Origin of the sequence: Kitasatospora sp. McL0602, from assembly GCF_052076145.1 — a bacterium.
GTDB lineage: Bacteria > Actinomycetota > Actinomycetes > Streptomycetales > Streptomycetaceae > Kitasatospora.
The window spans coordinates 54,997-80,119 of the sequence record NZ_CP197246.1 but is presented as its reverse complement, the minus strand read 5'-3'; the positions used below and the strand labels follow the sequence as shown (position 1 = coordinate 80,119).

25 protein-coding genes and 4 pseudogenes are annotated in these 25,123 nt (G+C 69.7%); 20 read left to right on the top strand and 9 right to left on the bottom strand.

The genetic code is table 11. The annotated features are described in order from the left end of the window. Positions 1 to 25: 25 nt before the first annotated feature. Positions 26 to 151, top strand: a pseudogene (locus ACR68M_RS00465) (hypothetical protein); the annotation flags it as partial. Between the two features lie 216 nt (positions 152 to 367). Here ACR68M_RS00465 and ACR68M_RS00460 read toward each other — a convergent pair. Beyond that, positions 368 to 739: a hypothetical protein gene (locus ACR68M_RS00460; RefSeq protein WP_441251815.1), complete on the bottom strand. Its 372-nt coding sequence runs from the start codon at positions 737 to 739 to the stop codon at positions 368 to 370. A 773-nt stretch (positions 740 to 1,512) separates the two neighbouring features. On the opposite strand from ACR68M_RS00460, the gene ACR68M_RS00455 reads away from it, so the two are divergent. The 4 genes from ACR68M_RS00455 (at position 1,513) to ACR68M_RS00440 (ending at position 5,877) form a co-directional block, all read left to right on the top strand. Further along, positions 1,513 to 3,417, top strand: coding sequence for a S53 family peptidase (locus ACR68M_RS00455; protein ID WP_441248337.1), 1,905 nt, complete (start codon positions 1,513 to 1,515; stop codon positions 3,415 to 3,417). Positions 3,418 to 3,728: 311 nt separating this feature from the next. Further along, complete coding sequence (locus tag ACR68M_RS00450; protein ID WP_441248336.1) at positions 3,729 to 4,208, top strand: ricin-type beta-trefoil lectin domain protein; 480 nt, start codon at positions 3,729 to 3,731, stop codon at positions 4,206 to 4,208. Between the two features lie 452 nt (positions 4,209 to 4,660). Next, complete coding sequence (locus ACR68M_RS00445) at positions 4,661 to 5,212, top strand: GNAT family N-acetyltransferase (RefSeq protein WP_441248335.1); 552 nt, start codon at positions 4,661 to 4,663, stop codon at positions 5,210 to 5,212. A gap of 293 nt (positions 5,213 to 5,505) precedes the next feature. After that, entirely contained in the window at positions 5,506 to 5,877 is a 372-nt protein-coding gene (locus ACR68M_RS00440) for a hypothetical protein (RefSeq protein ID WP_441248334.1), read from the top strand. 396 nt (positions 5,878 to 6,273) lie between these two features. Here ACR68M_RS00440 and ACR68M_RS00435 read toward each other — a convergent pair whose 3' ends face one another. Beyond that, positions 6,274 to 6,894 (bottom strand): L-threonylcarbamoyladenylate synthase, encoded by a 621-nt coding sequence (locus tag ACR68M_RS00435; RefSeq protein WP_441248333.1) that lies wholly within the window; start codon positions 6,892 to 6,894, stop codon positions 6,274 to 6,276. A gap of 163 nt (positions 6,895 to 7,057) precedes the next feature. Between ACR68M_RS00435 and ACR68M_RS00430 the strand changes: the two genes are divergently transcribed. From ACR68M_RS00430 to ACR68M_RS00420, 3 genes are all read left to right on the top strand, one after another. After that, positions 7,058 to 7,270 (top strand): hypothetical protein, encoded by a 213-nt coding sequence (locus ACR68M_RS00430; protein ID WP_441248332.1) that lies wholly within the window; start codon positions 7,058 to 7,060, stop codon positions 7,268 to 7,270. A 255-nt stretch (positions 7,271 to 7,525) separates the two neighbouring features. Further along, positions 7,526 to 8,047, top strand: coding sequence for a hypothetical protein (locus ACR68M_RS00425; protein WP_441248331.1), 522 nt, complete (start codon positions 7,526 to 7,528; stop codon positions 8,045 to 8,047). Positions 8,048 to 8,183: 136 nt separating this feature from the next. Then, the gene (locus tag ACR68M_RS00420; RefSeq protein WP_441248330.1) at positions 8,184 to 8,804 is read left to right on the top strand and encodes a hypothetical protein; all 621 of its coding nucleotides are present in this window, start codon (positions 8,184 to 8,186) and stop codon (positions 8,802 to 8,804) included. A gap of 544 nt (positions 8,805 to 9,348) precedes the next feature. Here ACR68M_RS00420 and ACR68M_RS00415 read toward each other — a convergent pair. Further along, positions 9,349 to 9,789 carry a hypothetical protein gene (locus ACR68M_RS00415; protein ID WP_441248329.1) on the bottom strand — a complete coding sequence of 147 codons (441 nt, stop codon included), beginning with the start codon at positions 9,787 to 9,789 and terminating at the stop codon, positions 9,349 to 9,351. 323 nt (positions 9,790 to 10,112) lie between these two features. Here ACR68M_RS00415 and ACR68M_RS00410 point away from each other — a divergent pair, with 323 nt between their 5' ends. Continuing rightward, entirely contained in the window at positions 10,113 to 10,289 is a 177-nt protein-coding gene (locus tag ACR68M_RS00410; protein WP_441248328.1) for a DUF3052 family protein, read from the top strand. Positions 10,290 to 10,518: 229 nt separating this feature from the next. Here ACR68M_RS00410 and ACR68M_RS00405 read toward each other — a convergent pair whose 3' ends face one another. After that, positions 10,519 to 11,148 carry a TetR/AcrR family transcriptional regulator gene (locus ACR68M_RS00405; protein ID WP_441248327.1) on the bottom strand — a complete coding sequence of 210 codons (630 nt, stop codon included), beginning with the start codon at positions 11,146 to 11,148 and terminating at the stop codon, positions 10,519 to 10,521. Positions 11,149 to 11,307: 159 nt separating this feature from the next. Here ACR68M_RS00405 and ACR68M_RS00400 point away from each other — a divergent pair, with 159 nt between their 5' ends. Further along, positions 11,308 to 11,928 (top strand): DsbA family oxidoreductase, encoded by a 621-nt coding sequence (locus ACR68M_RS00400; protein ID WP_441248326.1) that lies wholly within the window; start codon positions 11,308 to 11,310, stop codon positions 11,926 to 11,928. A gap of 68 nt (positions 11,929 to 11,996) precedes the next feature. Next, positions 11,997 to 12,932: an NADP-dependent oxidoreductase gene (locus tag ACR68M_RS00395; protein ID WP_441248325.1), complete on the top strand. Its 936-nt coding sequence runs from the start codon at positions 11,997 to 11,999 to the stop codon at positions 12,930 to 12,932. Between the two features lie 349 nt (positions 12,933 to 13,281). Here the strand turns inward: ACR68M_RS00395 and tnpA are convergent, their stop codons facing one another. Next, positions 13,282 to 13,710 carry an IS200/IS605 family transposase gene (tnpA, locus tag ACR68M_RS00390; RefSeq protein ID WP_441248324.1) on the bottom strand — a complete coding sequence of 143 codons (429 nt, stop codon included), beginning with the start codon at positions 13,708 to 13,710 and terminating at the stop codon, positions 13,282 to 13,284. Positions 13,711 to 13,761: 51 nt separating this feature from the next. On the opposite strand from tnpA, the pseudogene ACR68M_RS00385 reads away from it, so the two are divergent. Continuing rightward, a pseudogene (locus tag ACR68M_RS00385) lies at positions 13,762 to 14,295 on the top strand (helix-turn-helix domain-containing protein); the annotation flags it as partial. A 334-nt stretch (positions 14,296 to 14,629) separates the two neighbouring features. Here ACR68M_RS00385 and ACR68M_RS00380 read toward each other — a convergent pair. Further along, the gene (locus tag ACR68M_RS00380; RefSeq protein ID WP_441248323.1) at positions 14,630 to 15,550 is read right to left on the bottom strand and encodes an MBL fold metallo-hydrolase; all 921 of its coding nucleotides are present in this window, start codon (positions 15,548 to 15,550) and stop codon (positions 14,630 to 14,632) included. 81 nt (positions 15,551 to 15,631) lie between these two features. Here ACR68M_RS00380 and ACR68M_RS00375 point away from each other — a divergent pair, with 81 nt between their 5' ends. Beyond that, a complete protein-coding gene (locus tag ACR68M_RS00375) occupies positions 15,632 to 16,483 on the top strand; it encodes a LysR substrate-binding domain-containing protein (RefSeq protein ID WP_441248322.1) in 852 nt (283 codons plus the stop codon). Positions 16,484 to 16,567: 84 nt separating this feature from the next. Further along, a complete protein-coding gene (locus ACR68M_RS00370; RefSeq protein ID WP_441248321.1) occupies positions 16,568 to 16,858 on the top strand; it encodes a hypothetical protein in 291 nt (96 codons plus the stop codon). 237 nt (positions 16,859 to 17,095) lie between these two features. Here ACR68M_RS00370 and ACR68M_RS00365 read toward each other — a convergent pair. Then, positions 17,096 to 17,266 (bottom strand): annotated as a pseudogene (locus ACR68M_RS00365) (IS5 family transposase); the annotation flags it as partial. Between the two features lie 202 nt (positions 17,267 to 17,468). Between ACR68M_RS00365 and ACR68M_RS00360 the strand changes: the two are divergent. Then, positions 17,469 to 17,795, top strand: a complete 327-nt coding sequence (locus ACR68M_RS00360; protein WP_441248320.1) for a hypothetical protein — start codon at positions 17,469 to 17,471, stop codon at positions 17,793 to 17,795. 41 nt (positions 17,796 to 17,836) lie between these two features. Here the strand turns inward: ACR68M_RS00360 and ACR68M_RS00355 are convergent, their stop codons facing one another. After that, complete coding sequence (locus ACR68M_RS00355) at positions 17,837 to 18,367, bottom strand: MarR family winged helix-turn-helix transcriptional regulator (RefSeq protein WP_441248319.1); 531 nt, start codon at positions 18,365 to 18,367, stop codon at positions 17,837 to 17,839. Positions 18,368 to 18,467: 100 nt separating this feature from the next. On the opposite strand from ACR68M_RS00355, the gene ACR68M_RS00350 reads away from it, so the two are divergent. The 5 genes and pseudogenes from ACR68M_RS00350 to ACR68M_RS00330 all read left to right on the top strand — a co-directional run. Further along, positions 18,468 to 18,881: an organic hydroperoxide resistance protein gene (locus ACR68M_RS00350; protein ID WP_441248207.1), complete on the top strand. Its 414-nt coding sequence runs from the start codon at positions 18,468 to 18,470 to the stop codon at positions 18,879 to 18,881. 212 nt (positions 18,882 to 19,093) lie between these two features. After that, positions 19,094 to 19,597, top strand: coding sequence for an aegerolysin family protein (locus tag ACR68M_RS00345; RefSeq protein ID WP_441248318.1), 504 nt, complete (start codon positions 19,094 to 19,096; stop codon positions 19,595 to 19,597). A 40-nt stretch (positions 19,598 to 19,637) separates the two neighbouring features. Continuing rightward, complete coding sequence (locus ACR68M_RS00340; protein WP_441248317.1) at positions 19,638 to 20,543, top strand: aegerolysin family protein; 906 nt, start codon at positions 19,638 to 19,640, stop codon at positions 20,541 to 20,543. A gap of 73 nt (positions 20,544 to 20,616) precedes the next feature. Then, positions 20,617 to 21,522, top strand: coding sequence for an RICIN domain-containing protein (locus ACR68M_RS00335; protein WP_441248316.1), 906 nt, complete (start codon positions 20,617 to 20,619; stop codon positions 21,520 to 21,522). 194 nt (positions 21,523 to 21,716) lie between these two features. Then, positions 21,717 to 22,018 (top strand): annotated as a pseudogene (locus tag ACR68M_RS00330) (NF041680 family putative transposase); the annotation flags it as partial. Positions 22,019 to 22,197: 179 nt separating this feature from the next. Here the strand turns inward: ACR68M_RS00330 and ACR68M_RS00325 are convergent. Next, the gene (locus ACR68M_RS00325) at positions 22,198 to 25,062 is read right to left on the bottom strand and encodes an FG-GAP-like repeat-containing protein (protein WP_441248315.1); all 2,865 of its coding nucleotides are present in this window, start codon (positions 25,060 to 25,062) and stop codon (positions 22,198 to 22,200) included. Positions 25,063 to 25,123 lie beyond the last annotated feature (61 nt).

Here is a 25,123-nt window from a genome sequence, read left to right as displayed (position 1 = left end):
AAGGGCACGGAGCCATGATGGGGCAATGGCGTTGCCGAGGGAGCTGACGGAGCTGACGGAGCTGTTGGGCGTGCGGCACCCGATCGTGCTGGCACCGATGGGCGGTTCGGCCGGGGGTGCACTGGCCGCGGCTGTGTCCCGCGCGGGCGGTCTCGGACTGCTGGGCGGCGGGTACGGGGACCGGGAGTGGCTGGAGCGCGAGCTGTCGATCGTCGCGGAGGGGGGTGATCAGGAGAGTTACCGGTCGACCAGATCGGATGATCGTTGGCCGCTGACCACTGAAGCTGCCCACTGTGCCGGCTGGACCTCACCGCGGACCTCTCCGAACGAAACGACGCCCCGGAAGCGGTGCTTACGAAAGCGGTGCTTACGACTCGTCCGTCCCACGACGACGCTGCCGAAGCCATGCCACCCCAGCGGCGAGACCCGCCGAGACCAGCATCGCAACCTTCACTACCCCCTTGGCCGCCAACAGTCCCAAGCCCCACGAACCGGTCCAGCCCAGCCATGACAGCACCAACAGCAACAACCCTGCGGCGATCAGCCCGCACACCACTGCGATCACCACGTCTGCTGCGGCCCACCTGCGCCGACTTCCCCCGTTGTCCACACCGGTGATCATAGCCGGACCCCTCTGAAGGCCCCTGCCTAACGCCTCGACCAGGGTCAATGAGCTCGGGAAACAGGTGTCACCGTCGATCAGCCGCACCGCCACCTCACCCGCGCTGGTGTCGTTCACCCCGTTCTCCCGCTGCTCCTGGTCGGGGCCTGTGAACTTCCGACCGGTCAACTGAGGATGAGCCTGGATCTACTCCAGCGACTCGCTCGAGATCATCGGCCTGTTCGAACCGGAAGGGCGGCGCCTCGAGGAGGCCACCACCAGCCTGCAGCGCCTTGCCCGCGTCATCGGCGGCGATCCCCACGACGCTCGCCAGGCGGTCCGCCTCCGCTCGGCGAAGGCGACTTCACCGCCGGCGAGGACGTCGCCGCGATCGCTTCGCACAAGGTGTTCCGGCTGCGGCGTGCTGGGAGAAGTTCGACCGCAGCCGCACGATCCCGTGTTCGTCCGTGTAGGCGTCGTAGACCACGTAGTCCGGCACCGTCGCCTCGAACTCCGGCCCGTCGGCGCTGACATATGGGCGGCGCCGCCGAGGTCGGCGACGATCGTCTGGTCCAGCGCAGCCAGCCTGCAGCATGCCGAGCACGATCGTGCCGAACACGATGTTTGCGCTGCCGTACGTCGAGCAGTGGCGGGACGGCGGCCCCTGGCGGGACCGCGACGGTCGTCATGGACGAAGCCTCACACCACACCGTCGGGGCCGTGAGCCGGAGGCGACCTCGGCCGGTGCCTGATGCCGGATCAGAGTACCTTTCCAGCCCTGTTTTCCCGGGTCTCCCGCCGCTATGATCCGCTCCTGACAATCGCACGGATCTACGTGCGTTCATCCCGAGGGGGGATTCATGGCGAACAGTCATGCCCGGCGACGTGCGGCCCTGACGACGGTGGCAACCATGTCACTGCTCGTCGGCACGCTCGCCTTCGGCCTTCCGGCCGCGCAGGCGCAGACCGCGCCCAGCGGGCGGGCCGAGCTGGCGGGGACCAAGCCCGTCTGGACCAGCACTGCCGCGGACCAGGGCGCCACCGCGGACGCCACCCGGGTCAGCGCCCGGGTCTACCTCGCCGGGCAGGACGCGGCGGGCCTCACGGCCTACGCGCAGGCCGTGGCGGACCCGCAGTCCTCGCAGTACGGACGGTACCTGACGCCCGAGCAGGCCCAGCAGCGCTTCGGCGCCACCCAGGCGCAGATCGACGCGGTCACCAAGTGGCTGAAGTCGGCGGGCCTGACCGTGACCGACACCAACCAGCACTACATATCCGTCTCCGGCGACGTCGCCGCCGTGCGCACGGCCTTCGGCACCTCGCTGCACGACTTCCGCAAGGACGGCCGGACGTACCGCGCCCCCGCGCAGGCCGCCTCCGCCCCCGCCGCCCTGGCCGGCGTGGTGCTCACGGTGACCGGCCTGGACAACGCCCCGCACCGGGCCAAGCCCCAGGACACCCTGCCCGGCCCCGGCGACGGCTTCCGCAACTCGGGCCCGTTCTCGACCTACTACGGCCAGAACACCGCCACCACGCTGCCGGACGCGTACGGCACCAAGATCCCGTACGCCGTGCGCGGCTACACCGGCGAGCAGCTCCGGGCCGCCTACGGCGCGGGCAGGTACACCGGCAAGGGCGTGACAGTGGCGATCACCGACGCGTACGCCTCGCCGACCATGGCGGCCGACGCGGCACAGTACGCGAAGCGCAACGGCGACCAGGCCTACCGCAAGGGCCAGTACAAGGAGGTGCTGCCCGACTCCTGGAACAGCACCACGGACTGCGGCGCCTCCGGCTGGTACGGCGAGGAGTCGCTGGACGTCGAGGCCGTGCACGCGATGGCCCCGGACGCGAACATCGTCTTCGTCGCCGGTGCCTCCTGCAACGACCCCGACCTGCTCGACGCCCTGAACAAGGTCGTCGACAAGCGGCTGGCCGACATCGTCTCCAACTCCTGGTCGGACGTCGAGGCCAACGAGACCCCGGACAGCGCCGCCGCCTACGACCGGACCTTCAAGCTGGGCGCCGTCGAGGGCATCGGCTTCTACTTCTCCTCCGGCGACGACGGCGACGAGGCCGCCAACTCCGGCAAGAAGCAGGTCGGCTCCCCGGTCAACTCGGCCTGGGTGACGGCGGTCGGCGGCACCTCGCTGGCCGTCGGCAAGAACGACAAGTACCAGTTCGAGACCGGATGGGGCACCCAGAAGGCGCTGCTGTCGGCCGACGGCACCAGCTGGGTGAACCTCCCGGGCACCTTCACCGGCGGCGCGGGCGGCGGCACCAGCGCCACCGTCCAGCAGCCGTTCTACCAGCGCGGCATCGTGCCGGACTCGCTGGCCAAGGCGGGCGGTTCGACCCGGATGCGCGCCGTGCCGGACATCGCCGCCGTCGGCGACCCCAACACCGGCTTCCTGGTGGGCCAGACCCAGGCGTGGCCCGACGGCACGGTCAGCTACGACGAGGCCCGGATCGGCGGCACCTCGCTCTCCGCCCCGGTCATCGCGGGCGTCCAGGCACTGGCCCAGCAGGCCCAGCACTTCCCGATCGGCTTCGCCAACCCGGGGATCTACGCCCGCTACCACAGCCCGCTCTACCACGACGTCACCGACCACCCGTTCGGGCCGGGCCGTGACCTCGCGGTGGCCCGCGTCGACTTCGCCAACAGCACCGACGCCGCCGACGGCCTGAAGACCTCCGTCCGCACCCTCGGCCAGGACACCTCCCTCCACGCCGTCCAGGGCTACGACGACGTCACCGGCGTCGGCACCCCCGCCCCGGGCTACATCTCCTCCTACGCCTTCCCGTTCCGCCGCTGACCCTGCTCTGCCGACCGTGCCCGTACGCCCCGCCCGGGGCGTACGGGCACGGTCGTGACCGGCGGGCGCCGACTTACACCTTGACGTCTCCCGCCATCGCCGCTGCGCCGCCACGTACTCGCTCGGCCGGCGCGCCTCTCGGGGCTGCCCAGGGCGCCTGCTTGGCTTCCCGTTCGGATGAAGGCCTTGCACGGCAACGCTTGTTCGTCAGCGATCGATGCTAGGAATGGTCATGCTCCAGGACCGATCTGTGGAAGCACCTTCCTGCCGTGCGCGCATCGCACGGCTGCAGCGAGAACGGGAACCCCCTCATGGCTGTTGCATTCCGCAAGACGCTCGCCATCGCCACGCTGGCACTGGCCGCCTCCTTCCTGCCGGCCGGTGGGGCAGGCGCCGCTGACACCACCCGCCCTGCCCCGCGCACCCCCAGCCTGTACTGCCTCGCCAATGCCTGGGGCAGCCCGAACACCTCCACGAAGCAGTGCGACTCCAAGGACATCGGCCAGTACTGGACCGTCTCGGGCCAGCAGATCTCCCTCACCAACGCGCGAGGCTACTGCCTCGCCAACACCTGGAACGCCCAGGACGTCTCGGTGAAGCCGTGCAACTCCGCTGACCAGGGCCAGTACTGGACCATCTCGGGGCAGCAGATCTCCCTCACCTTCGCCCCCGCCTACTGCCTCGCCAACGCGTGGGGCACCCCCAACATCTCCACGAAGGCGTGCGACCGTTCCGATCGCGGGCAGAGCTGGGTCGTTTTCGACAACCAGATCAGCCTCGCCCTCGCCTGACACACCCCACCGTGGTGCCCGGGGCCGCCCCCGGGCATCCCCCACAGCACCCGGACCGGCCCAGGAACCGCTCCGGCGGGCCTCCAACCACCTGGGCCCGACCGGCGGACCGGCGCCTGCCGCCCAGCTGTCGCTGACAAGCGGCGGCCACCCGCGGCGTCGGCTCGACGCCATGTCCGGCGAACTGCGCGAGCCGGCCTGCCGTCAGTTTCGTCCGGCGGCCTGGTTCGTCTGTGCGTGGAGGGTGAGGTTCCAGCTGGTGCCGGGCCGGCACCGGGTGTGCTGTCCGGGCCTGAGCGGTTTGGTCCGTGCCCACGGTGGCGTCCTGGCCGCTGCCGGGGCTGTGGCCTCACTCGTCCGAGGCCGAAATTCCTTCGGGGGCTGACACCGGAGCCGGGGGCTGGTGGGAATCCGGTTGCCATCGGTACCGGGGTTAATGTGAAGATCAGCAGATGACGCACATCATCAGGGCCGTACGGCACGAAGACTGGACCAGGATCAGAGAGCTGCGGCTGGACGCGCTGCGGGATCCGGTCGCTCATCTGGCATTCCACGAGACCTACGAGCAGGCCGCCGCCCAGCCCGACGGCTTCTGGCAGGACCGTGCCGCTGGAGCCGCTGAGGGCAAGGATGCCCGGCAGTTCGTCGCGGAGGCCGCGGACGGGCGTTGGCTCGGCACGGTCTCGGTGCTCGTGGAGCGGCGCGGTGTCGAGACCTTCTTCGGGGACGTTCCGGAGGTGCCGCAGACGCACATCGTGGGTGTCTTCGTCCGGCCCGAGGCGCGCGGCACCGGGCTCGCGGGGGAGCTCTTCCATGCCGCCCTGGAGTGGTCCTGGTCACTGGCCGGGCCGCCGGTCGAACGGGTGCGGCTCTTCGTGCACGAGGACAACGTCCGGGCTGAGGCGATGTACGGCAAGGCCGGTTTCAAGCGCACCGGCCTCTCAGTCCCCGCCGCCGGCGAGCCCACGCGCAGCGACAACGAACTCGCCCTCCTGCGCGGCTGAAGGAGCTGGGGGACGCCCGCTGACAGGAACGCCGCGGTGGCGGCCGGGCGGGCGTGTCCCTGGTGGATCGGGTGGTGTGCCGGGCTTGGCAGGCGTCCTGCCCCGTCGGCCCGAGGACGGATGACGCGGGCTGCTTCTCGTCGTGATCCATGTCCGTTGACCGTCCTGCCTGGCCCGCCGCCCTTCCTGACACGACCGCCGCCTGACACGACCACCCTCTCCCTTTCATTAGCCTTGTTGTTGTTCCTGCCGTCGTGATCGGAGCAGGGACGCCGATTCCGAAGGATGGTCCCGTGCCCTGGAAGTCCCGTTTGACCTGGACCGCCCACACTGCCGACACCGCCGCCACTGTCCATGAGGGCGAGACCTGGCACCTGTGGAAGCATGCTTCTCCGCCCGATGCCGAGGGCCGTTACAGTCCGTACAGCCGCTGGTACCTGCATGCCGACGATGGCGACGGCCGCCCCCGGGAGGAGCTTGCCAGCGCTTCCCTGGGCCGCAACCGCCGCACTGCCCAGTGCCTGGCCGAGCTGATCCTCACCGGCTGGGAGGACTCCCGTCAGTCACGCCCTTCCGACGGTGTCCAGCTGTGGCGGCGCACCGCTGACGGCAAGGAAGGCGTTCTGGTCCCGCTCGACGAACTCCTCGCCGGCCAGCACCGCTGACCGGCGGCCGGCGTACCGGGCCCGGGGCCCGGCTGGCACCGCCGGTGCCGCGGCGGTCATCGTGCTGCTGATTGGCTGCTCCCGCCGCTGTGGGTCTCGGCCGCCCCGGGCGCTCGCCCCACCCCCCAGGAGCAGCCCGGCGCTCTTGCGCCGCAGCCGGGCGGCAGGGGTGGCCAGGGGCGGCTTCGACACGGTCCCCCCAGAGCGGGCCGGCGTCGGCTGTTCCTGGTCGGGCGTGCGGTGTTCCTTCCCTTGCCCGCTGAGGATTACGTCTCCGCGCAGCGCCCCGCCCGTCGTGTCCTGCATCCAGCCCGGGGGGAGGAGCCCGGTCCGGGTGCACCGCCCTTGGTGGGACTCCGGCCCTGACAGGTGTTCAGTCGGGCCGTGTCCCTGTCGTCACTCGAAGCGGGCGGGGTCGCCGGCGCCGAGTCGGACGATCTCCGCCGCGCCGCTGGAGAAGTCGACGACGGTCGTCGGGTCCGTACCGCAGTCGCCGGAATCGACTACGGCGTCCAGCACGTGGTCGAGCCGCTCCTTGATCTCCCACCCCTGGGTCATTGGCTCGTCTTCGCCGGGGAGGAGGAGGGTGCTGGAGACGAGGGGTTCGCCGAGTTCGGCGAGCAGGGCCTGGGCGACGACGTGGTCGGGGATCCTGACCCCCACCGTCTTCTTCTTCGGGTGCATCAGACGGCGCGGGACTTCCTTGGTGGCGGGGAGGATGAAGGTGTAGCTGCCCGGCGTCGCGGCCTTGACGGCGCGGAAGACTGCGTTGTCGATGTGGACGAACTGCCCTAGCTGGGCGAAGTTCTCGCACGTGAGGGTGAAGTGGTGGTGGTCGTCGAGACGTCGGATCGACCGGATCCGTTCGAGGCCCTCGCGGTTGCCCATGCGGCAGCCCAGAGCGAAACAGGAGTCGGTCGGGTATGCGATGAGGGCTCCGGAGCGGAGGCTGTCGGTCACAGTGTGGATGGTGCGGGCCTGGGGGGTACGTGGGTGCACGTCGAAGTACTTCGCCATTGGCCGACCCTACGGGATCCACCCGGCCGGCCCCGCACGCGATGGCGGTCGACGGGGCGGTGCTGGCCTTCACCCTGGGCGGTACCGCGCCGGATGCGCCGGGAAGGATCGGCATGGTGACGTCCTGGACAGCGAAGACGCAGTTCCCGCTGCCCGGCAGGAGGTGATCCTCGCCAGGGGCATGCGCGAGCATTACTTCAAGGACGGCGGGCACCGCGCTCGCGGCCTCGACGTCGAGCTCAACGACGTCTCCTGGATCGGCGTGGAGGCATCTGGACTCCGACGGCTCCAATGTCGCCAAGGCGATCGGGTCGATCTCGGTCGTGGACATTCGGCCATGACGACGATCCTTGAGATCCGCTCCGACGTGCCGTAGCCGTCCCGGATGGGGTGGAGCTGACCCTGAATCAGCGGGCGCTCCAGATCGGGCACTCAACAGCGTGCACGGTCAGGACAACGACCGCTCCGCCGTCCAGCACCAAGCGGCTGCGCGTAACGGCGCGGCAGACCTCAGAGCACCCTTCGCTGCTCTCCTCGGCCCCGATGCCCACGACTGGCTTGGTCGGTGGGACGAAGAGCGTATGTCGGTGGTCCTGGCATCGGTTCTTGGTCCAGGGACCCGGACATGTTGGTGAAGGGCTGGCGGCACCCCGAGGCCGTGCCCGGCGTGTCGGTGCAGGCGGACATAGTCCGAGTTGTGGACCTGAGACCGGAACTGCTGCCCCCGCCTGTGAGCCGGGAACGGCTGGATGAGTTGTCTCGCGAGATCGAGCGGATCGCCGGCCTGGCGGTCGTCCGCTCCGAGAGCGCGGATAGGGCGATCGCAGCCTTCAACGTGATGACCGGTCACGACTACGGGGCCCTCGATTTCGTCGAGTACGACGCCGGCCGAGACCTGGAGGAGTTCGCAATGGAGGCCGCCCGGCCGAATCGGCCCCGGGTCCCGGGCATCACCCGGGACGAGCTCGTCGAGATCGTCCGCAGACTCCTGGAAGACTCCCCGGAGAGCGACTACTACCTACAACTCCTCGAAGCCAACGTCTCGCATCCCCGGGTCAGTGACCTGGTCTTCTGCCCTCCGGCCGGGCTGCGGGCCGCCACCGCGGAGCAGATTGTCGACGAGGCCCTGAAGTACCGACCGATCGCGCTCTGAGCCGCGGCAAGCAGTCAGGCGTTCTGGTTGCCGTCCAGGTCCGTCCGACAACGTCCACGGACCTGGTGGGACACCATCCGGGACGACAAAGCTCCAGTGGGAGGCAACAGCCCACCCCTTCAGTCAGGGAGACAACGTGTCCAAGATCCGACGCGCCATCGCCATGACCACAGCAACACTCGCCCTCGCCGCCGGCGCCACCCTCACCACCGGGGGAAGTGCGCTCGCCACCACCCACCCCCAGCCGCAGTTGAAGGTGGGGAACGCCGTACCCACGCCCGGCCTCCAGTCCACCGCCGGGAAGTGGAGCCACACCGCGCCTCAACTGGCCGCCGGGTGCGGCTGGATCTACATCGGCCAGCCCGGCAACTACGGCACTCCCGACGGCTACGCGGGGCAGGTCGAGCAGATGTACAACTCGTGCAACGGCGACGTGTACGCGCACTGGCAGTGGGACAGCTCGTTCCAGCAGAGGTTCCCGTACCGGCAGCTCCGGTTGGCGGTCGGCTCGCCGTACTACAACAACGGCAACGCGTTCTGGACGGGCGTGGTCTACGCCTACCAGGGCCAGGACGAGTGGTTCCAGTACAGCGACGGCTCCGGTGTCCCGCACGGCTGGGCGAATCCGGACGCGTGGCGCGCGGGCGCGGAGCTGGATCTGTCCGGCTGCGTTGCCTGGGGCACGCTGCACTGGTACGGCGGCCAGGACTGGGCAGGGCCGGCCGGAGGCTGCGGCGACACCATCGTCCCGGCCTGACCTCCAGGGCAGCGGCTGGACTTGCGGGTCGACTCGCTGATCCTCGATAACGCATTGGCCGACCGGGAGCGCTGCGCGGCGGCGCAGCGCTCCCGATCGTCGAGCGCAGTGTGTCCGCACTGCGGCAGTGCGTCGAGTCGGTGTCCCTCCTCTTGGGACACCGCCACCTCTGCCCCCGGATCCGATCCCTGGTTGTGCTCTGCACGACGAGGGGGCCCGGGTGCTGCCGAGGTCTAAGGTCGATCTGTACGCGGCGATCCGCCGCGATTCCCGGGCGGGTCGTTCAGCTGGCCCAGGTGTCGGCGGGGCCGACCACGAAGACCGGTACGCCGCTGTGGCTGTGGCTGTGTCGTGTCCTGGACGGGCTTGCCACCTGCCCGGGACGCGCCCTGGAAGCGGTGGCGTTTTCCGCCGCTTCCGCTTCGTGCTTCTGTTGAGGGTCCCGCTGACCGTCCGTCGGAGCGTTGCGGTGGCCGGGCTCTGTTGGTGCTGGTCTGTCCTCACCGTGGACGAGCGGGTGTGTGGCTGGTGTGGGTGTGGCCGGTCAGCGGCGGTTGGTGGCCAGGATGAGGAGGAACTGGCCGCCGCCCGTCTCGATGTCGGCGGTCACGGGCAACCCGGGTACCAGTCGGGAGAACCGGTCCACCAGCCAGTCCGCCGCCTCTTGGGCGTCTTTCCTGGTCGGACAGCGGCCCACGATCTCGCGACCCCCCTTGCGTTCCAGTCTCCCGGCTACGGTGATCAGGGGCGCGGGTTCGACGACATAGAGGCGGTCGGGCCAGGCGATGACGGCTTTGACGGCGCCTTTGCGGGTGTTGCAGGCGCGGTGTGCGAGCCGTTCGGGGACCTTGGCCTTTCGGTCGGCGGTCCGGCTGTCGACGCTGGGCCCTCGTGGGTCGTTCACCGATTTGTCGGGGTCGACCGGTTCGTCGCATACCCAGCACCGCCAGGCGTCGTGCTCGGCCACATCATCGAGGAGACTCATCCGGACAACCTAGCCTGCGCGGCTGCAACCCTGCGTGTCAGGCCCGCAGGGGTTGTGCCTGGACTCCGCAGCCGGCCGAGGGTGACGGTTCTCCCGGCCGTGGATTCGCCGCGCGGCGCTTCGGCCGGCTGGGCTGCGCGGTCGGGTCGGGGGTGTGGGTGGACCGGTGTGGCGGTCTTGGGTCAGGTGGCGGGTCCCGATTGATCGGGTAGCCCGTTGGCTTCGGCCGGCAACCCTGTCCATCGGGCATCTGCAGAGTCCAGGCACAGCCCAGCTGAGAGGAGGTAACCATCAGTGGTTGCTTCAGCGGCGCTGACGGCGACGTGGACGAGGGCTTGCGCGAGGCGGTCGCGGAGCTGACCGGTAACCACCTGGCCGGTGGGGACTGCAGCGACGATCTCGTCGGCGCTGTTGTTCTGTGGTGGCGGGACTCCGGCGGCGACCTGGTGAGTGTCCTGGTCGGCGCCTTTGAATCGCTGGCGGGAAGCGGCGTGTTCTGAGCGCTCGTCCTGAAGACCGGGTGTGGCGGGCAGGTCGGGCGGGGTGGCGGTGCGGGGGTGGCGCCGGTGGTCGGGCTGGCTCGGACCAGGTCTCTCCGTGTCGGCGCGGGCCGGAACGTCACCAGTTTCGTCGGCCGCGAGCTGGCGCTCGTGCCCGCGCTCGTGCCGGCCGTCGTTCTGGGGTCAGTGGCGGTTCCGTGTGTGTGCGCGGGGTGTGGGGTGTGCCCCGTCATGGGGTTGCGTGGGCTGGTTCGGGGGTTGTGGTGGTGGGTGCGGGTGTGGTGGTGAGGAGGGTGAAGAGGGAGTCGAGGCAGGTGCTGGCGCGGGTGGGGTCGGGGTCGGCTTTGCGTGTGATCTGCAGGCCTTGGACGGTGGTGACGAGTAGGTGGGCGGCGTTGCGTGGGCTGATGGCGGGGGAGAGGTCGCCGCCTTGGGCGGCGCGTTCGAGTTGGGTGGTGAACGCGTCCTCGGCGAACTGGAGGCTATGGCGGGCCAGTTCGGCGACTTCGGTGTCGTTGGGCAGGAGCTCGGCGATGCTGTTGACGCTGAAGCAGCCGGCGCCGGTGCAGGCGGCGTCCGCTGCGAGGAGCCGGTCGATGACGTTGCGCAGGTGGGGGAGGACCGGGCCGGTGTCGCCGAGTGCGGTGTCGAGCAGTTCGCTCTGGTGGCGGAGGTAGCGGCCGAGCGCGAGTACGAAGAGGCGGTGTTTGTCGCCGTAGGCGGCGTAGATCGAGCCGCGGCCGAGTCCCAGCTCCTCCACCAGGTCGTTCATGGTGGTGGCCTCGTAGCCCTTGCGCCAGAACAGGAGCACGGCACGGTCCAGGATCGCTTCTTCGTCGAACGTGCGCGGTCTTCCCATGGCGTCCACCGTACCGAAGCGGACGGCACAGAAGCATGTATTTGACCGTACGTTCCATAACAGTTATGTTTTGGAACGTTCAGTCCAGAACGGGAGTGTCCGTCGTGACTGTCGAGGAATCATCCATGCCCCTCCGTGAGGGATCAGCCGGGAGAAGCCGTGAAGGTCGAGATCTACTCCGATGTCGTGTGCCCGTGGTGCTACATCGGCAAGCGCCGCTTCGAGAAGGCCCTGGCGGCCTTCCCCGGTGCGGCCGACGTCGAGGTCGTCTACCGGCCCTTCCAGCTCAACCCGGCCGCCCCCGAGGCCGGTGAGCCGTCCGCGCACGTCTACGAGCGGAAGTTCGGCCGCCCGGCCGGCACCATCTTCGGCCCGCTGACCGAGGCGGCCGCCGCCGAGGGCATCACCTTCCGCATGGACGACGCGATCGCGACCAACACCTTCGCCGCCCACCGGCTGCTCTGGTTCGCCCGCCGCCACCAACGCCAGACCGAGGTGAAGGAGGGCCTGCTGGCGCACTACTTCACCCACGGCGGCCACCTCGCCGACCACGAAGCACTGGCCGGTGTGGCCGCCGCGGCCGGACTCGACCGCGACGAGGCGCTCGCCTTCCTCGCCTCCCCGGACGGCACCGACGAGGTCCGGACCGAACTCGCCGAGGCCGCCGCGCTCGGCATCTCCTCCGTCCCGACCTTCGTCTTCGACGGCAAGGTGGCCCTCCAGGGCGCGCAGAGCCCCGAGGTGCTGCTCCAGGCCCTCGAATCGGTCGCCGCCGCTTAGAACCCGACCCACTCGATCCACCTCACTCGATCCACCCCCCACGAACACGCGAACGCAAGGAACCCGTCATGAAGGCAGCAGTCATCACCACGTACGGCCAGGTCGGCGACGTCGTCACGGTCACCGAGGTCCCCACCCCCGCCGTCGGGCCCCGCGACGTCCTGATCGAGGCCCGCGCGGCCGGTGTCAACCCGATCGACCACCTGATCGTCAAGGGCTTCATGCGGGCCGGGGAACTCGCCCGTCCCCTGGTGCTCGGCAGCGAAGTGGCCGGCGTGGTCGCCGCCATCGGCGCCGACGTCACCGGCTTCGCGGTGGGCGACGAGGTCTTCACCCGGGTCGACCCCCGCGTGGGCGGGGCGTTCGCCCAGTTCGTCGCCGTGGACCAGGCACTGGTCACCGCCAAGCCGCAGCAGATCTCCTTCGAGGAGGCCGCCTCGCTGCCCCTCGTCGCGCTCACCGCCTGGCAAGCCCTGACCGAGCAGGCCAAGGTCGGCGCCGGCACCCGGGTCCTGATCCACGGGGGCGCCGGCGGGGTCGGCAGCGTCGCCGTCCAGATCGCCAAGCACCTCGGCGCCCACGTCATCGCCACGGCGAGCACCGGCAGCGTCGACCTGGTCCGCGAGCTCGGGGCCGACGAAGTGATCGACTACCGGACCGAGAAGTTCGACGAGCTGCTCTCCGGCCTCGACGTCGTCCTCGACACCGTCGGCGGCGAGACCCAGGACCGCTCCTTCGGTGTACTCAAGCCCGGCGGCACCCTGGTGTCGATCGTCCCGATCGCCGACGTCGACGCCAAGAAGGCCGCCTGGAACGTCCAGGCCGGTGCCTTCTTCATGCGCCCCGACGGCGCCCAGCTCACCCGCATCGCCCAGCTGGTGACCACCGGCGAACTCCGCCCGCTCGTCCAGCACGTCTTTACGCTGGACCGCGCCGCCGACGCCCTGCTCCAGGTCGAACGTGGCGGAGCACGCGGCAAGACGGTCATCGCCTTCGCGTCCTGACCCGCCGCTCCAGCCCGATCCACCCGGCCGTCCCCGCCGGAGCCGCTGAGGGCGAGGCAGCACATCCGGGTCAGTCACGCGGACCGTGCCGGACGGGGGCTGGCTCGGTACGGTCTCCGTGCTCGTGGAGCGGCGCGGGGTGGAGAGCTTCTTCGGGGATGTTCCCGAGGTGTCGCAGACGCGCATTCTGGGTGTTTTCGTCCGGGTCGGGGTGCGTGGCATCGGGTTCGGGGGAGTTCTTCCATCCCCTGGTCTTCGCAGGGAATCCCGGTCTTTAGGCCGGGCGGGAATGCGATCCTTGGCCTGGAGCCGCGAAGCGGCGGAGTTCTCTGCGGCTCCGGGGTGACGGTCAGACGGGCCGCTTCTGGTTCTCGATGTACTCCTTGACGATGCTCATCGGTGCACCACCGCAGGACCCCGCGAAGTACGAAGGTGCCCAGAAGACGGAACCCATACCGATCCGGTTGATGCGGCCGGTGTACTCGGCGCGCAGGTACCGGGAGCTGACGCCCTTGAGGCTGTTGACCAGCTTGGAGATGGACACCTTCGGCGGGTAGTGCACCAGCAGGTGCACGTGATCGCCTTCGCCGTTGAACTCGCGCAGCTCCGCACCGAAGCTCTCGCACACGTCCCGCATGATCGCCTCGCAGCGGGTCAGCATGTCGTCATCGAAGATGCCGCGCCGGTACTTGGTGACGAACACCAAGTGAGCGTGAAGGTCGTGGATGACGTGGTTTCCGCGTCGGATATCGGGGTCTGGTTCCCAGCGTGGTGACATGCACCAAGTGTAGTATGTGCATGCGAACTGACCTGGAAGGGGGTGGGCCTGATGATCCGTGCGTACAAGTTCCTCATGCGGCCCACGGTGGGTCAGGCGCAGGCTTTGGGCGAGATGCTCCGCGATCACTGCTCGCTGTACAACGGCGCGTTGCAGGAACGCCGTGATGCCTACCGGCACGTGTCGAGGACGAGCGTCAGGTACGGGATGCAGTCCGCGCAGCTGAAGGAGATCCGGGCGTTCGACCCGGAGCGTCAGGGACGTTGGTCGTTCTCTTCGCAGCAGGCGACGCTGCGCCGTCTGGACAAGGCGTTCGTGGCGTTCTTCTGCCGCGTCAAGTCCGGTGAGACGCCCGGTTATCCGCGTTTTCGTGGGGTGAGCTGGTTCGACACGGTGGAGTTCCCGAAGGACGGCGACGGCTGCCGGTGGGACGCCACCGCGCACGACCCGGTGACCCGCGTCCGCCTGCAAGGTGTCGGACACGTCAAGGTGCACCAGCATCGGGCGGTGGTCGGCCGGGTGAAGACGGTCAGCGTCAAGCGCGAGGGCCGTAAGTGGTTCGTCGTGCTGACCGCCGAGGTGGCTGGCGAGCCGGCGGTCGTCAATTCCGAGCGTGAGCGGGCAGTGATGGCCGCGTGGCTGCGGTCACGCCAGGACGGCGGGCTGTCGTGCCGGGCGGCGCCGGTCGTCAGGATGCAGTCGTCGGCCGTGCCTGGTCCCGGTGGCGCCCCGAGTTCGCCGGCCACTGCGTTCTGCGGTTTTGGAACTGGCCGGTGTAGGGCGGAAGTCCGGTGCTCCGCCGGTCTTCGCCCGTGATCATTACTTCTTCGTGGTGTGCGCTCGGCTGCCTGTGGTGGCGGTTCGCCCGTCGGTGCGGGGGATGTGGCGGGCCCGTGGCGGGCCGTGCCCACGTCGTGCCTCAGCTTGTCGGGCGCTGGTCCGTGAGGGTGGGGTGTTCGGCGCACAGGCAGCCGACGCCCTTGTCGATCCACTCCTGTCCGGCCCACTCGGGGTGCCGTTCGATCAGCAGGGCCCGGACCTCGGCCACGATCTCGCTCTCGGCCATCGCGTAGTCGCGTCGCCGCCAGGTCTCCTCGCGCAGCTCGCGCAGGTAGTCGCGGACGTCGGCGAGGATCTGCGGGCCGCCGACGGCGCCGTGGCCGGGGACCACCACGCGGTGCCCGTCGGCTGCCAGCCGCTCCATCACCGTCAGCCAGCCGGTGCCGGAGACGTCGGTGTCGTGCGGCGGGAACCAGGGAAAGATCGCGAACTGCCCGCTCTCGGCCAGGTCGCCGGTGAACAGCACGCCCGCGTCGGGTACCTCGATCACCTGGTCGCCCTTGGTGTGGCCCTGGCCGGTGGGCCGCAGCCGTACGGTTCGGCCGCCGAGGTCCAGGTCGTACCCGCCGTCGTAGACCACATCGGGGGTGGCGATGCGGACGCTGCCGTCGAGGCGGTCGGCGACCGGTGCGCCGAAGCCGCGGAACATCTCCAGGTAGCCCGCCCCCCTCACCGTCAGGTCCTCGGCCTGGGCGCGGTTGGCGAGGTAGGTGGCGTGGCCGTCGAAGACGTGAGCGCCGAAGGCGTGCTCGGGGTGGAAGTGGGTGGTGGTCAGGTACAGGCGGCGCCCCTTGGCGGCCTCGGACGCCAGGGCGAGAACCTGCTCGGCGTTGGCGGTGCCCATGCCCGTGTCGACGACCAGGACGGCCTCGGTGCCGCCGATGATGCCGATGTTGGGGACCAGCGGGATCCCGCGGTCCGGGACCACCAGCAGGTCGGCGGCGATCTCCTGAACGCCGGCCACGTGGACGGCGGGGTCGGGAAGAGTTGCGTCGTTCATGCGTCGATTCCACCGCCGCGGCACCCCAGCCGTCCAAGACCGATTCGCTCGCGCCCGATACCGTGCGGGTATCGTTGCAGCATGGAGCTGCGAACATTGCGCTATTTCGTCGCGGTCGCCGAAGAACTCCACTTCGGCCGGGCCGCCGCCCGACTGCACATGAGCCAGCCCCCGCTCAGCCGGGCGATCAAGCAGCTGGAGACCGACCTCGGCGCCACCCTGCTCCACCGCTCGGCCCAGGGCGTCACCCTCACCCCCGCCGGAACCGTACTGCTCAACGAAGCCCGCACCCTGCTCGACCACACCGACCGGATCCGCGCACGCATCGCCGCCCAAGCCGGCCCCACCGCCGTCACCGTGGGCCTCCTCGGCGACGGCACCGACCTCGGCGCCCTCCGCCTGGCCAACACCTACCACAGACGACACCCGGACATCGAGGTCCACATCCGCGAGACCGACCTCACCGACCCCACCTGCGGACTGCGCACCGGCCAGGTCGACATCGCCCTCACCCGCGCCCCCTTCGACGAAACCGGCCTGACCGTCCACCAGCTGCGCACCGACCCGGTCGGCGCGGTGCTGCGCACCGACGACCCCCTCGCCTCCCGGACGCGCCTGGATCTGGCCGATCTGGCCGACCGGCGCTGGTTCCACTTCCCGGACGGCACCGACCCGCTGTGGGGGTCGTACTGGACCGGCGGGGAGACTCGCGAGGGGCCTGTGGTGAGGGCCGTCCAGGAATGCCGGCAGGCCGTGCTCTGGAACGGCACGGTCGGCATCACCCCCCTCGGCCACGACATGCCCGAGGGACTGACCGCAGTACCACTGACCGACATGGCGCCCAGCCGCGTGGTGGTGGCGTGGAACGAGGGCGACACGAACCCTCTCATCCCCTCGTTCGTCCACATCGCGACAGCCACCCACCGCCGCTGAACCCCTCCCCGCCCGCACCGGTGTTCCTCAACCCAGGGCTCCGCAGAGACGAACAACTGCGGCCTTCGAAGCTCGCGCAACCAAGTGGGAAACCGCAAGCGCGTCCGGGGACTTGCGCGCAGATCCTCGCCACCCAAGGCAGAAGAGTTCGCCTTCCGCCTGACCGGCATCCACGTCGACCCGCAGTTCTCGCGCACACAGAAGCAGGCGGCCTGGCGGCGCCTGATCCGCCGCGACCCCCGCTTTCAGGACCTTCAGCAGGCCGTCAAGGTCGGCCGGGGCGCGCAGCGGACCACATTGCTGTGGGCCAACACCGCCCAGGCGATCAGTGCGATCTTCGGACCATGCTGGCCTTCGTCACCGGCGGAGCCGTAACTGCCGACTCCCAGCCGCTGGGACCACACGCCGACTACAGTCGACCTCTCGTGGTGGAGTCGACAGTACGAACAGCACACCGACACTGTCCCGCGCCACTTGGGCACTCGCCCTGATCACGGTCGCCGATCCCGAGGTGGTCACCGTGCTGGTCCACAACCTCAACGACGCGGTCAGCCACCTGCCCGCCGCCGAACTCCACGAACTTCTCACCAGGGTCTGTTTCAGAAGCGCTGGTCACAGCCACTCGTTGATGGTGGCGACGACGAGCGTGGCCTCGTAACGGACGGCGAGTTTGTCGTATCGAGTCGCGACGGCCCGGTGCCTCTTGAGACGGTTGATCCCGTACTCGACAGCATGGTGTTCGCGGTAGTCGACCTTGTCGAACTTGGGCGGCCTGCCGCCCCGTCAGCTCACGAGTCTGGCTGAAGCCATGCAGGTCGACCTGGGGATGTCTCGCCTGCTCGAATCCATCCGAGCGCTGCAGGCGGCGAGCCGCTCGAGCGAGCCACGGAGGGGGAGCTCGCCTTGACCCCGCCACGCTGCGTCGGGTCACGAGCTGGCCGGAGCGCACCTGACCAGGTCCCGGTCGCCCGGCCCGGCCCGGCACGTGGCTGCGCGAAGCTGCGGCACTCGGTTCACCTGGAGAGCGAACAACCCCCGCGTCGTCCGCTCGGAGCGATGCCATCTGCGATTCCTGCGTACGTGGCAAGCCGAGCTCCTCCCGTTCACCCACCCCGAGGCTGCCGGCCCCGACGCACTGAAGCTGGTCGAGGACGGGACGGCGGACATGCTCACCTTCGGCGCACTGTTCCTGGCCGGCCCCGACCTCCCGGCCCGCCTAGCCCTCGGCGGCCTGTTCAACGCCCGGGAAAGCTCGACCTTCTACGGCGGCGACCACCGCGGCTGCACCGACTACCCGGCACTCACGGCCTGACCGAACCGCCCCTGTCGCTCGGCAGCCGGTGGCGCAACCGGTCAGCCGCAGACGGCGCCCGGCCCCTCCAGGACGGAACCACCCAGGGCGGAGTCGTCCACGGCCCGGGTGAGCTGCTCCAGGCGCTGGCGCAGCTCGGCGATCTCGGCGAGGTCCAGGCCGGTGGCGGCGCTGACCCGCCCGGGGAGCCGGAGGGCCTGGGCCCGCAGGGCGACGCCCTCCGGGGTGAGCTGGACGGTCACCGAGCGCTCGTCGGCGGCGCTGCGCTCGCGGCGGACCAGCCCGGCCGCCTCCAGGCGCTTGAGCAGCGGGGAGAGCGTTCCGGAGTCCAGCCGGAGGCGTTCGCCGATCCGCTTCACCGGGAGTTCGCCGTCCTCCCAGAGCACCAGCATCACCAGGTACTGGGGGTAGGTCAGCCCCATCTCCTGCAGTGCGTCCCGGTAGAGGGCGTTGAAGGCGCGCGAGGCGGCGTGCAGCGCGAAGCAGATCTGGTTGTCCAGGCGAAGCCACTCCGCGCTCGGCTCGGCGCTCGGCCCGATGGTCGGCTCAGTGCTCGGCAGGTCCTCGCTCATGAGCCCAGGGTAACTCAGGCATCATTTAGTTGTGCACAATTGAATTGTGTGCTGTCATGGTGGACGTCGAGAACTTCACCGGACAGCAAGGACGGATCTCATGAGCGCGCTGTACACCGCCGTAGCCACCGCCACCAACGGCCGCCAGGGCCGCACCGTGAGCAACGACGGCCAGCTGGACCTGCAGCTGGCGATGCCCCCGGCCCTGGGCGGCAACGGTCAGGGCACCAACCCCGAGCAGCTCTTCGCGGGCGGCTACGCGGCCTGCTTCGCCAGCGCCCTCGGCCTGGTCGGCCGTCAGGCGAAGGTGGACACCTCGGAGGTCGCCGTGACCGCCGAGGTGAGCCTGGCCAAGGACGAGACCAGCTTCGGCCTCTCCGTGATCCTGCGCGTCGAGCTGCCGGACTCCCTGGAGCCCGCCACCGCCCGCGCCCTGGTCGAGCAGGCCCACCAGGTCTGCCCGTACTCCAAGGCGACCCGGGGCAACATCCCGGTCGAGCTCGTCATCGAGTAAGCCCCAGAACGCGCGTGTGCAGCGGGAGGCCCCACCGGCCTCCCGCTGCACACGCGTTTCCTGGTACCCCCGGGCCCGCACCCGGGCCGCGCACGAACCGGCGGACAGGGAAACCAGCCGGATAGATCCAGCGTGCACTGCACGTTTACGGGTCTGCAGCAGAGTCGTTCCCGACGGGGGCATCAAGCCCCGGCGCGACATCGGAGTGCTCTGTGAACAGTCTCGGAACAGCAAGGATCCGGCGGATCGGCCTGCGTGCGGCGGTGGGCGCGGTGGTCGCGGCGGCCACCGTCGCGGTGCCGGCCGGTACGGCGCAGGCGGCACAGTCGGCCAGGAGCGCCGTCGTCAACCTGGAGAACCGGACCGGCTGCGAACTACGGCTCTACGACTCCTGGTTGGACCACGGAATCTGGGACAGGAGCGCGCAGGACAACGCCGCGCTGGTCGGGGACGGCGGGCGGGCCCAGTGGGAGTCGGACTCCAACGGGTTCATGACCGGGACCGAGGGCCACGCCGTCTTCGTGACCCAGAACTGCGCAGCGCAGAACCTGAACCGCCGGGTGGTGGAGGTCCATTGGGACAACCCCTACTACGGGTCCAACTCGTACGACACCAACGGCACGGACAAGGGCTGCCTCGACGTGCGGACGAGTGGCGGCAGTGGAGACAACGCGACTGTCAGCTGGCAGGTCTGGGGCACCCCCGGAAGCTGCTGACCGCCACCACGAAAGCCACCACCACGAAAGGCTTCCCGCCATGAAGAAGTACCAGACCGCTCTCCGGCGGACCGCCCGGGTGCTGCTGACCGGTGCGCTCACCGTGTCCGCCGCCGCGCTGGCCACTGCTCCGAGCTACGCCGAGCAGCCGGCGCGCTCCGTCGACCTGACCCTGACCAACTCGACCGCGTGCACCTTGCGTCTCGACTCGGTCAGCGTCGATCACGGGCAGTGGACCTCCGCCGGCCAGCCGTCGCTGCAGGTCGACCGGGGCGGCACGACCTCGTTGCGCACGGAGTCCAACGGCTTCATGACCGGCACCGAAGGCCACGCCCGGTACCACGCGGAGAGTTGCGCGGACGGCGTCCTGAACGACGCCGTGCTGTCCATCCACTGGGACAACCCGTATGCCGGCAGCAACAGTTACGACGCGAACGGATCGAATCCCGGGTTCGCCGTGTCGATCTCGGGCGGTGGGGGCACCAACGCCGCCGTCACCTTCACGATCGGCTCGGCCGGGCTGCCGACCCGGCCCGGACACGGCCCGGTCCACGGCGGTGTCTCGTACCTGCAGGCGGCCAACGGCATGGTCGCCGACCTGGACGGCGGCCGCGTCAGCCCCGGCACCACGATCAAGGCCCAGCCGCCCAACTGGGGCGAGGCCGAGCAGTGGGTGTTCTGGGACAAGGGCAACGGCAACTGGCAGATCGAGACCCAGTACCGGGGCGGCCTGCTCATGGACTACAACTTCACCAACTGGACCACCTGGCTGGTCGGTGCGAACGGCGGCAACAACCAGCTCTGGCAGTTCCAGGACGCCGGCAACGGCTGGTACCAGATCAAGAGCGCCCGCGACGGCGGCTGCCTCACCGCCAACCAGAACCAGCAGGCGCTGGGCGTCTGGTCGTGCTCGGGCGCGGACAGCCAGAAGTGGCACCTGGTCTAGCCACCCGGCTCAGGACCGATCACCGAACCGGCCCCCGGAACAGGCCCCTCCGATCCAGGAAGTGAACTCCAGCATGCGCAAGCTCCTCACGACGGCCGGCGCCGTCCTCACCGCGATCGCACTCACCACGCCGAACGCCGGTGCCGCAACGGCGTCCGCTCACCACGTCGCGCCCAACGCCGTGGTCGGGCAGGTCCAGAGCTGGGACATGTTCCCGGAGCTCGGCGTCGACATCTCCGACATCGCCAACTACACCAACCACCAGAACGAGCGGGCCGATTTCGTCCGAGCGCTGGGCGACAGGATATCCGCCAAGATCGGCAACCTCGCCAACGTGCTGGTGGTCGACGACACGGAGTCCTACGCCCCCGACCTGCACGACGTCAACGTGGACATGGTGGTGAAGTACGACGCCTCCCACCCGTACCACGTCTACGTGTTCCAGAGCGGGAACTTCACCCTCAACGGGGACGGCGGGTGGATCCACTGGGGCATGTGGGGACGGTACGACCGCTCCGGTGACGCGGGCCGTACCGTCTCCTTCTACCCGCCCGGCGGCACCGGCCCCGCCCACGGCCGGGTGGCGACCCTGCAGTCCGCCCACGGCACCGTGGCCGACCTCGACAACGCCAGCGTCAACTCCGGCACCAGCATCAAGGCCTGGGAGCCCAACGGCAACGAGGCCCAGCAGTGGGTGTTCTGGGACAAGGGCAACGGCAACTGGCAGATCGAGACCCAGTACCGGGGCGGCCTGCTGATGGACTACAACTTCAACAGCTGGCGGACCTGGCTGGTCGGTGCGAACGGCGGCAACAACCAGCTCTGGCAGTTCCAGGACGCCGGCAACGGCTGGTACCAGATCAAGAGCGCCCGCGACGGCGGCTGCCTGACTGCCGACACCAGTGGCACCGCGCTCGGCGTCTGGTCCTGCAACGGCGGCGACGGCCAGCGCTGGCACCTGGTCAACAGCGGCGCCTGACCAGCCCGGCCCAGCCCGGCCCAGCCGGAACGGAGGGTGTCTCCGTTTTCATGTCCGGACGCTGGACCGGCTATCGCCCGGTGGATTCGGGCTCAGCGGCCCAGGACGGTCAGCCAACTGCTCGGCACCTCATGTTGGCGGTGAGGTGGCTGCCGATCGGGACGGCTTCCGGTTTTCGTCGGGTGCTTCACGCGGTCATCGCCGCCCACACCCAACTCCGCCTCGCCCGCCCGCTCGCCGAGGACCTGCGCCGGCCCTGGGAACGGGCCGCCCCACCGAACAAGCTCACGCCCGCCCGAGTCCGCCGCGGGTTCCGTCACATCCGCGCGAAGACGGCCTGCCTGGCTGCCGTGCCGCAACCGACACGCGCCCAGGCCTGGGGCGCCCGCCCGGCACGAAGAACCACAGGCCCGCACCCCGCTACGACGTCGGGAAGACCGTCAAACGCGAACTCACACTCGAAGCCCACCTCGCCAAGAACGCGACGACTGCATAAAGAGCAAGCTGAGCCCAGATCGACAATCGCCACGCCCTCGGGGGCAGGGGGGCAGGCGGCCGCCAGAGGGGCCAACCCGAGTCAAGGCTGACCGACCACCTATCCAGTTACGGCAGTCTTACCTAAAGACGGCGAAGGGCCGCTCCCCCGCCGGCGGAGAACGGCCCTCTGTCGTCGGGTCAGAAAGCGTACGCTTGGGTGGCCGAGCGGTTGCCCGCGAGGTCGACCGCCGCGACGTACAGCGTGTGACTGCCGGGAGCGAAGCCGGCGAGCGGCAGCGAGACGATGTTGTTGCGCGCGTCGAGCCGCGTCCCGTTGGTGGTGTCCAGCGGGACGTCCAGCGAGTAGACGAAGTGCGAGACCCGGCCCCGGTCGTCGGAGGCGCGGATCGTCAGCCGGTCGGACGTGGCGTAGCCGGGCACAACTGCGCCGTCGTTCCAGCGCAGGATCAGGCTGGTGGAGCCGTCGACCGTGTACTGGCCGGGCAGGACATTGACCAGGTCGCTCCAAGCACCGGCGGGCTGGTACGCGACGGAGCCGCCGAAGGTGCCGTTGCCGTTGCCCGGGTAGAGGAAGGCGCTGCCGGCGGTCCAGCGGACCAGCAGGTCGGTCTTGCCGTCACCGTTGAAGTCACCGGCGGTGACGCTCACGGCGTCCGTCCAGCCCTGCGCGGCCGAGACCAGTTCGGTGGGTGTGCCGAAAGTGCCGTCGCCGTTGCCGGGCTCGAAGGTGACGTGACCGTCGTTCCAGCGGATCACGACGTCTGCCTTGCCGTCGCCGTTGAAGTCGCCGCCGACGACGTCGACGGCGTTGCTCCAGCTGCCTGCGGGCAGGAGCGGGATCGAGCCGCCGAAGGTGCCGTTGCCGTTGCCCGGGTAGAGGAAGACGCTGCCGGAGCTCCAGCGGACCAGCAGGTCGGTGTTGCCGTCGCCGAGGAAGGTACCGGCGGTGATGCTCTTGGCGTCCGACCAGTCGGCCGCGATCAGGCGGGGGGAGCTGTTGAACGTGCCGCTGCCGCCGTTGGGGTAGAGGAAGACGCTCCCGGAGTTCCACTGCACCAGCAGGTCGGTCTGGGTACTGCTGGTGAAGTTGCCCGGGATCACTCTGGCCGCGTCGAGCCAGCCGCCCGAACCGACGGGCCGGACCGACCTCGCCGTTCCGAAGCCGCCCTTCCCGTCGCCGGGGAGGAAGTCGACCTTCTGGGTGATCGACGGCGGGTCGGGCCGGCCCTCGACGGACGGCGGGTTGGTCCAGCGGATCAGCAGATCGGTCCTGCCGTCGCCGTTGAAGTCACCGGCCGTCAGATCGCGCGCGGTCGCCCAGGTCGGTGCCGCGACCACGGGGACGGACGCGCCGAGGTGGCCCTGGCCGTCACCTGGGTAGAGGAAGGCGCTGCCGGAGGTCCAGCGGACCAGCAGGTCGGCCTTGCCGTCGCCGTTGAAGTCACCGGCGGTGATGTCGCTGGCGTCCCACCAGCCCTGGGCGGCGGAGACCAACTCGGTGGACGTGCCGAAGGTGCCGTCGCCGTTACCCGGATAGAAGGTGACGTGACCGTCGTTCTCCCAGGGGTTGGCCGCGTTCCAGCGGACCACGAGGTCGGTCTTGCCGTCCCCGTTGAAGTCACCCGCGACGATGTCGGCGGCGTTGGTCAGGCTGCCTGCGGGCATGACCTCGACGGAATTGCCGAGGTGGCCGTGGCCGTCGCCCGGGTAGAGGAAGACTCTGCCGGAGGTCCAGCGGGCCAGCAGATCGGTCTTGCCGTCGCCGTTGAAGTCACCGGCGGTGATGCTCTTGGCATCCCACCAGCCCTGGGCGGCCGAGACCAGCTGGATGCCGATGCCGAAGTGGCCGTTGCCGTCACCCGGGTAGAGGGTGACCGTCCCGGCTGCGTTCCTCAGCACCAGGTCCGTCTTGCCGTCGCCGTTGAAGTCACCACTGGTGTGGTCCACGGCGTTCAGCCAGTCGTTCTGCCGGGCGATCGAGGCGGAGCCGGGGGCCACCAGTGGGGTGGCAGGTGCCTGGGTGTCGGGCCTCTGCGGGAAGACCCCCCGGTACATCACGTGGTCGGAGAGGCTGTTGCCGCCGAACTGCGCGTCCGCCGTGTCGGCCGTCGCCGGGCCGAAGTACGCGGCGCTGGCGAAGAGATAGTCGAACTTGCGATCGGGACGCGTGATGCCGTGCGTGTGATCGGGGATGGTCTGCCCGTTGACGACCTTGGTGCCGTCCCGGTGACCCGCCGTCGGGGAACCCGAGCGGCAGGCGGCCAGGCCGGTGCAGTTCCGCGAGAAGTACGCGCGGTTGGCCTGGTCGGCCTCGTTGAACTCCCCGTTGCCGCCCTGGGCGATGTAGTACTGGCCCATGTTGGAGTCCTGCGTGTCCGCGTTGAAGTCGCCGCCGAGGATCACCGGGCCACCGTGCGCCCAGCCCCGGATCGCGGTGACCACCTGCGGGGCGCCCTCGTCCTTCATCTCCGGGGACGTGTGCGTGGTGCAGAGCAGGGTCGAGATCCCGTTGACCGGCACCTGGGCGCAGACCACGCCGCGCTGCTCACGACCCGGGGCGACGTTGCGCAGCAAGTGGCCGAGCGGCTGCGGCGCGGCCGTGGCCTTCACCAGCATCCCGATACCGATCGGGGCGTTGGATTTGGGAGCGCCGTCGTAAAGCCACTTCCCGCAGCCGTAGCCCTTGCTTTTGGCCGCGTCCGTGACGCTGCCCGTCTCCAGCCAGACCTCCTGGTAGCCGGGCAGCCGGGCCGCGGCGGCGTCGAGCTGGCCCTTGCAGAGCTCCTCGAACATCACCGCGTCGGGGTTCCACCCCTTGAGGGACGCCGCCAGGGTGTTCGCCCAGTCGTTCAGCCCGAGGGTGGACTCGCAGTCGTCGATGTAGCCGCCGCACAGGTTGTAGTTGATCACCCGGACCGACGGCGTCGGAGTGGCGGTAGCCGCAGCAGCCGGGCCCGCAACCCCCGGGACTGCCAGCGGGCTCAGCAGCAGGGCGGCAGCAGTGAGTGCGCCCCCCAGCCTCCCCAACAGATGTCTGGCCATAGACACGAAGAAATCCCCCCACTTGCCGCGATGTTGAAGATCGAACATCGCACCTTCTCAC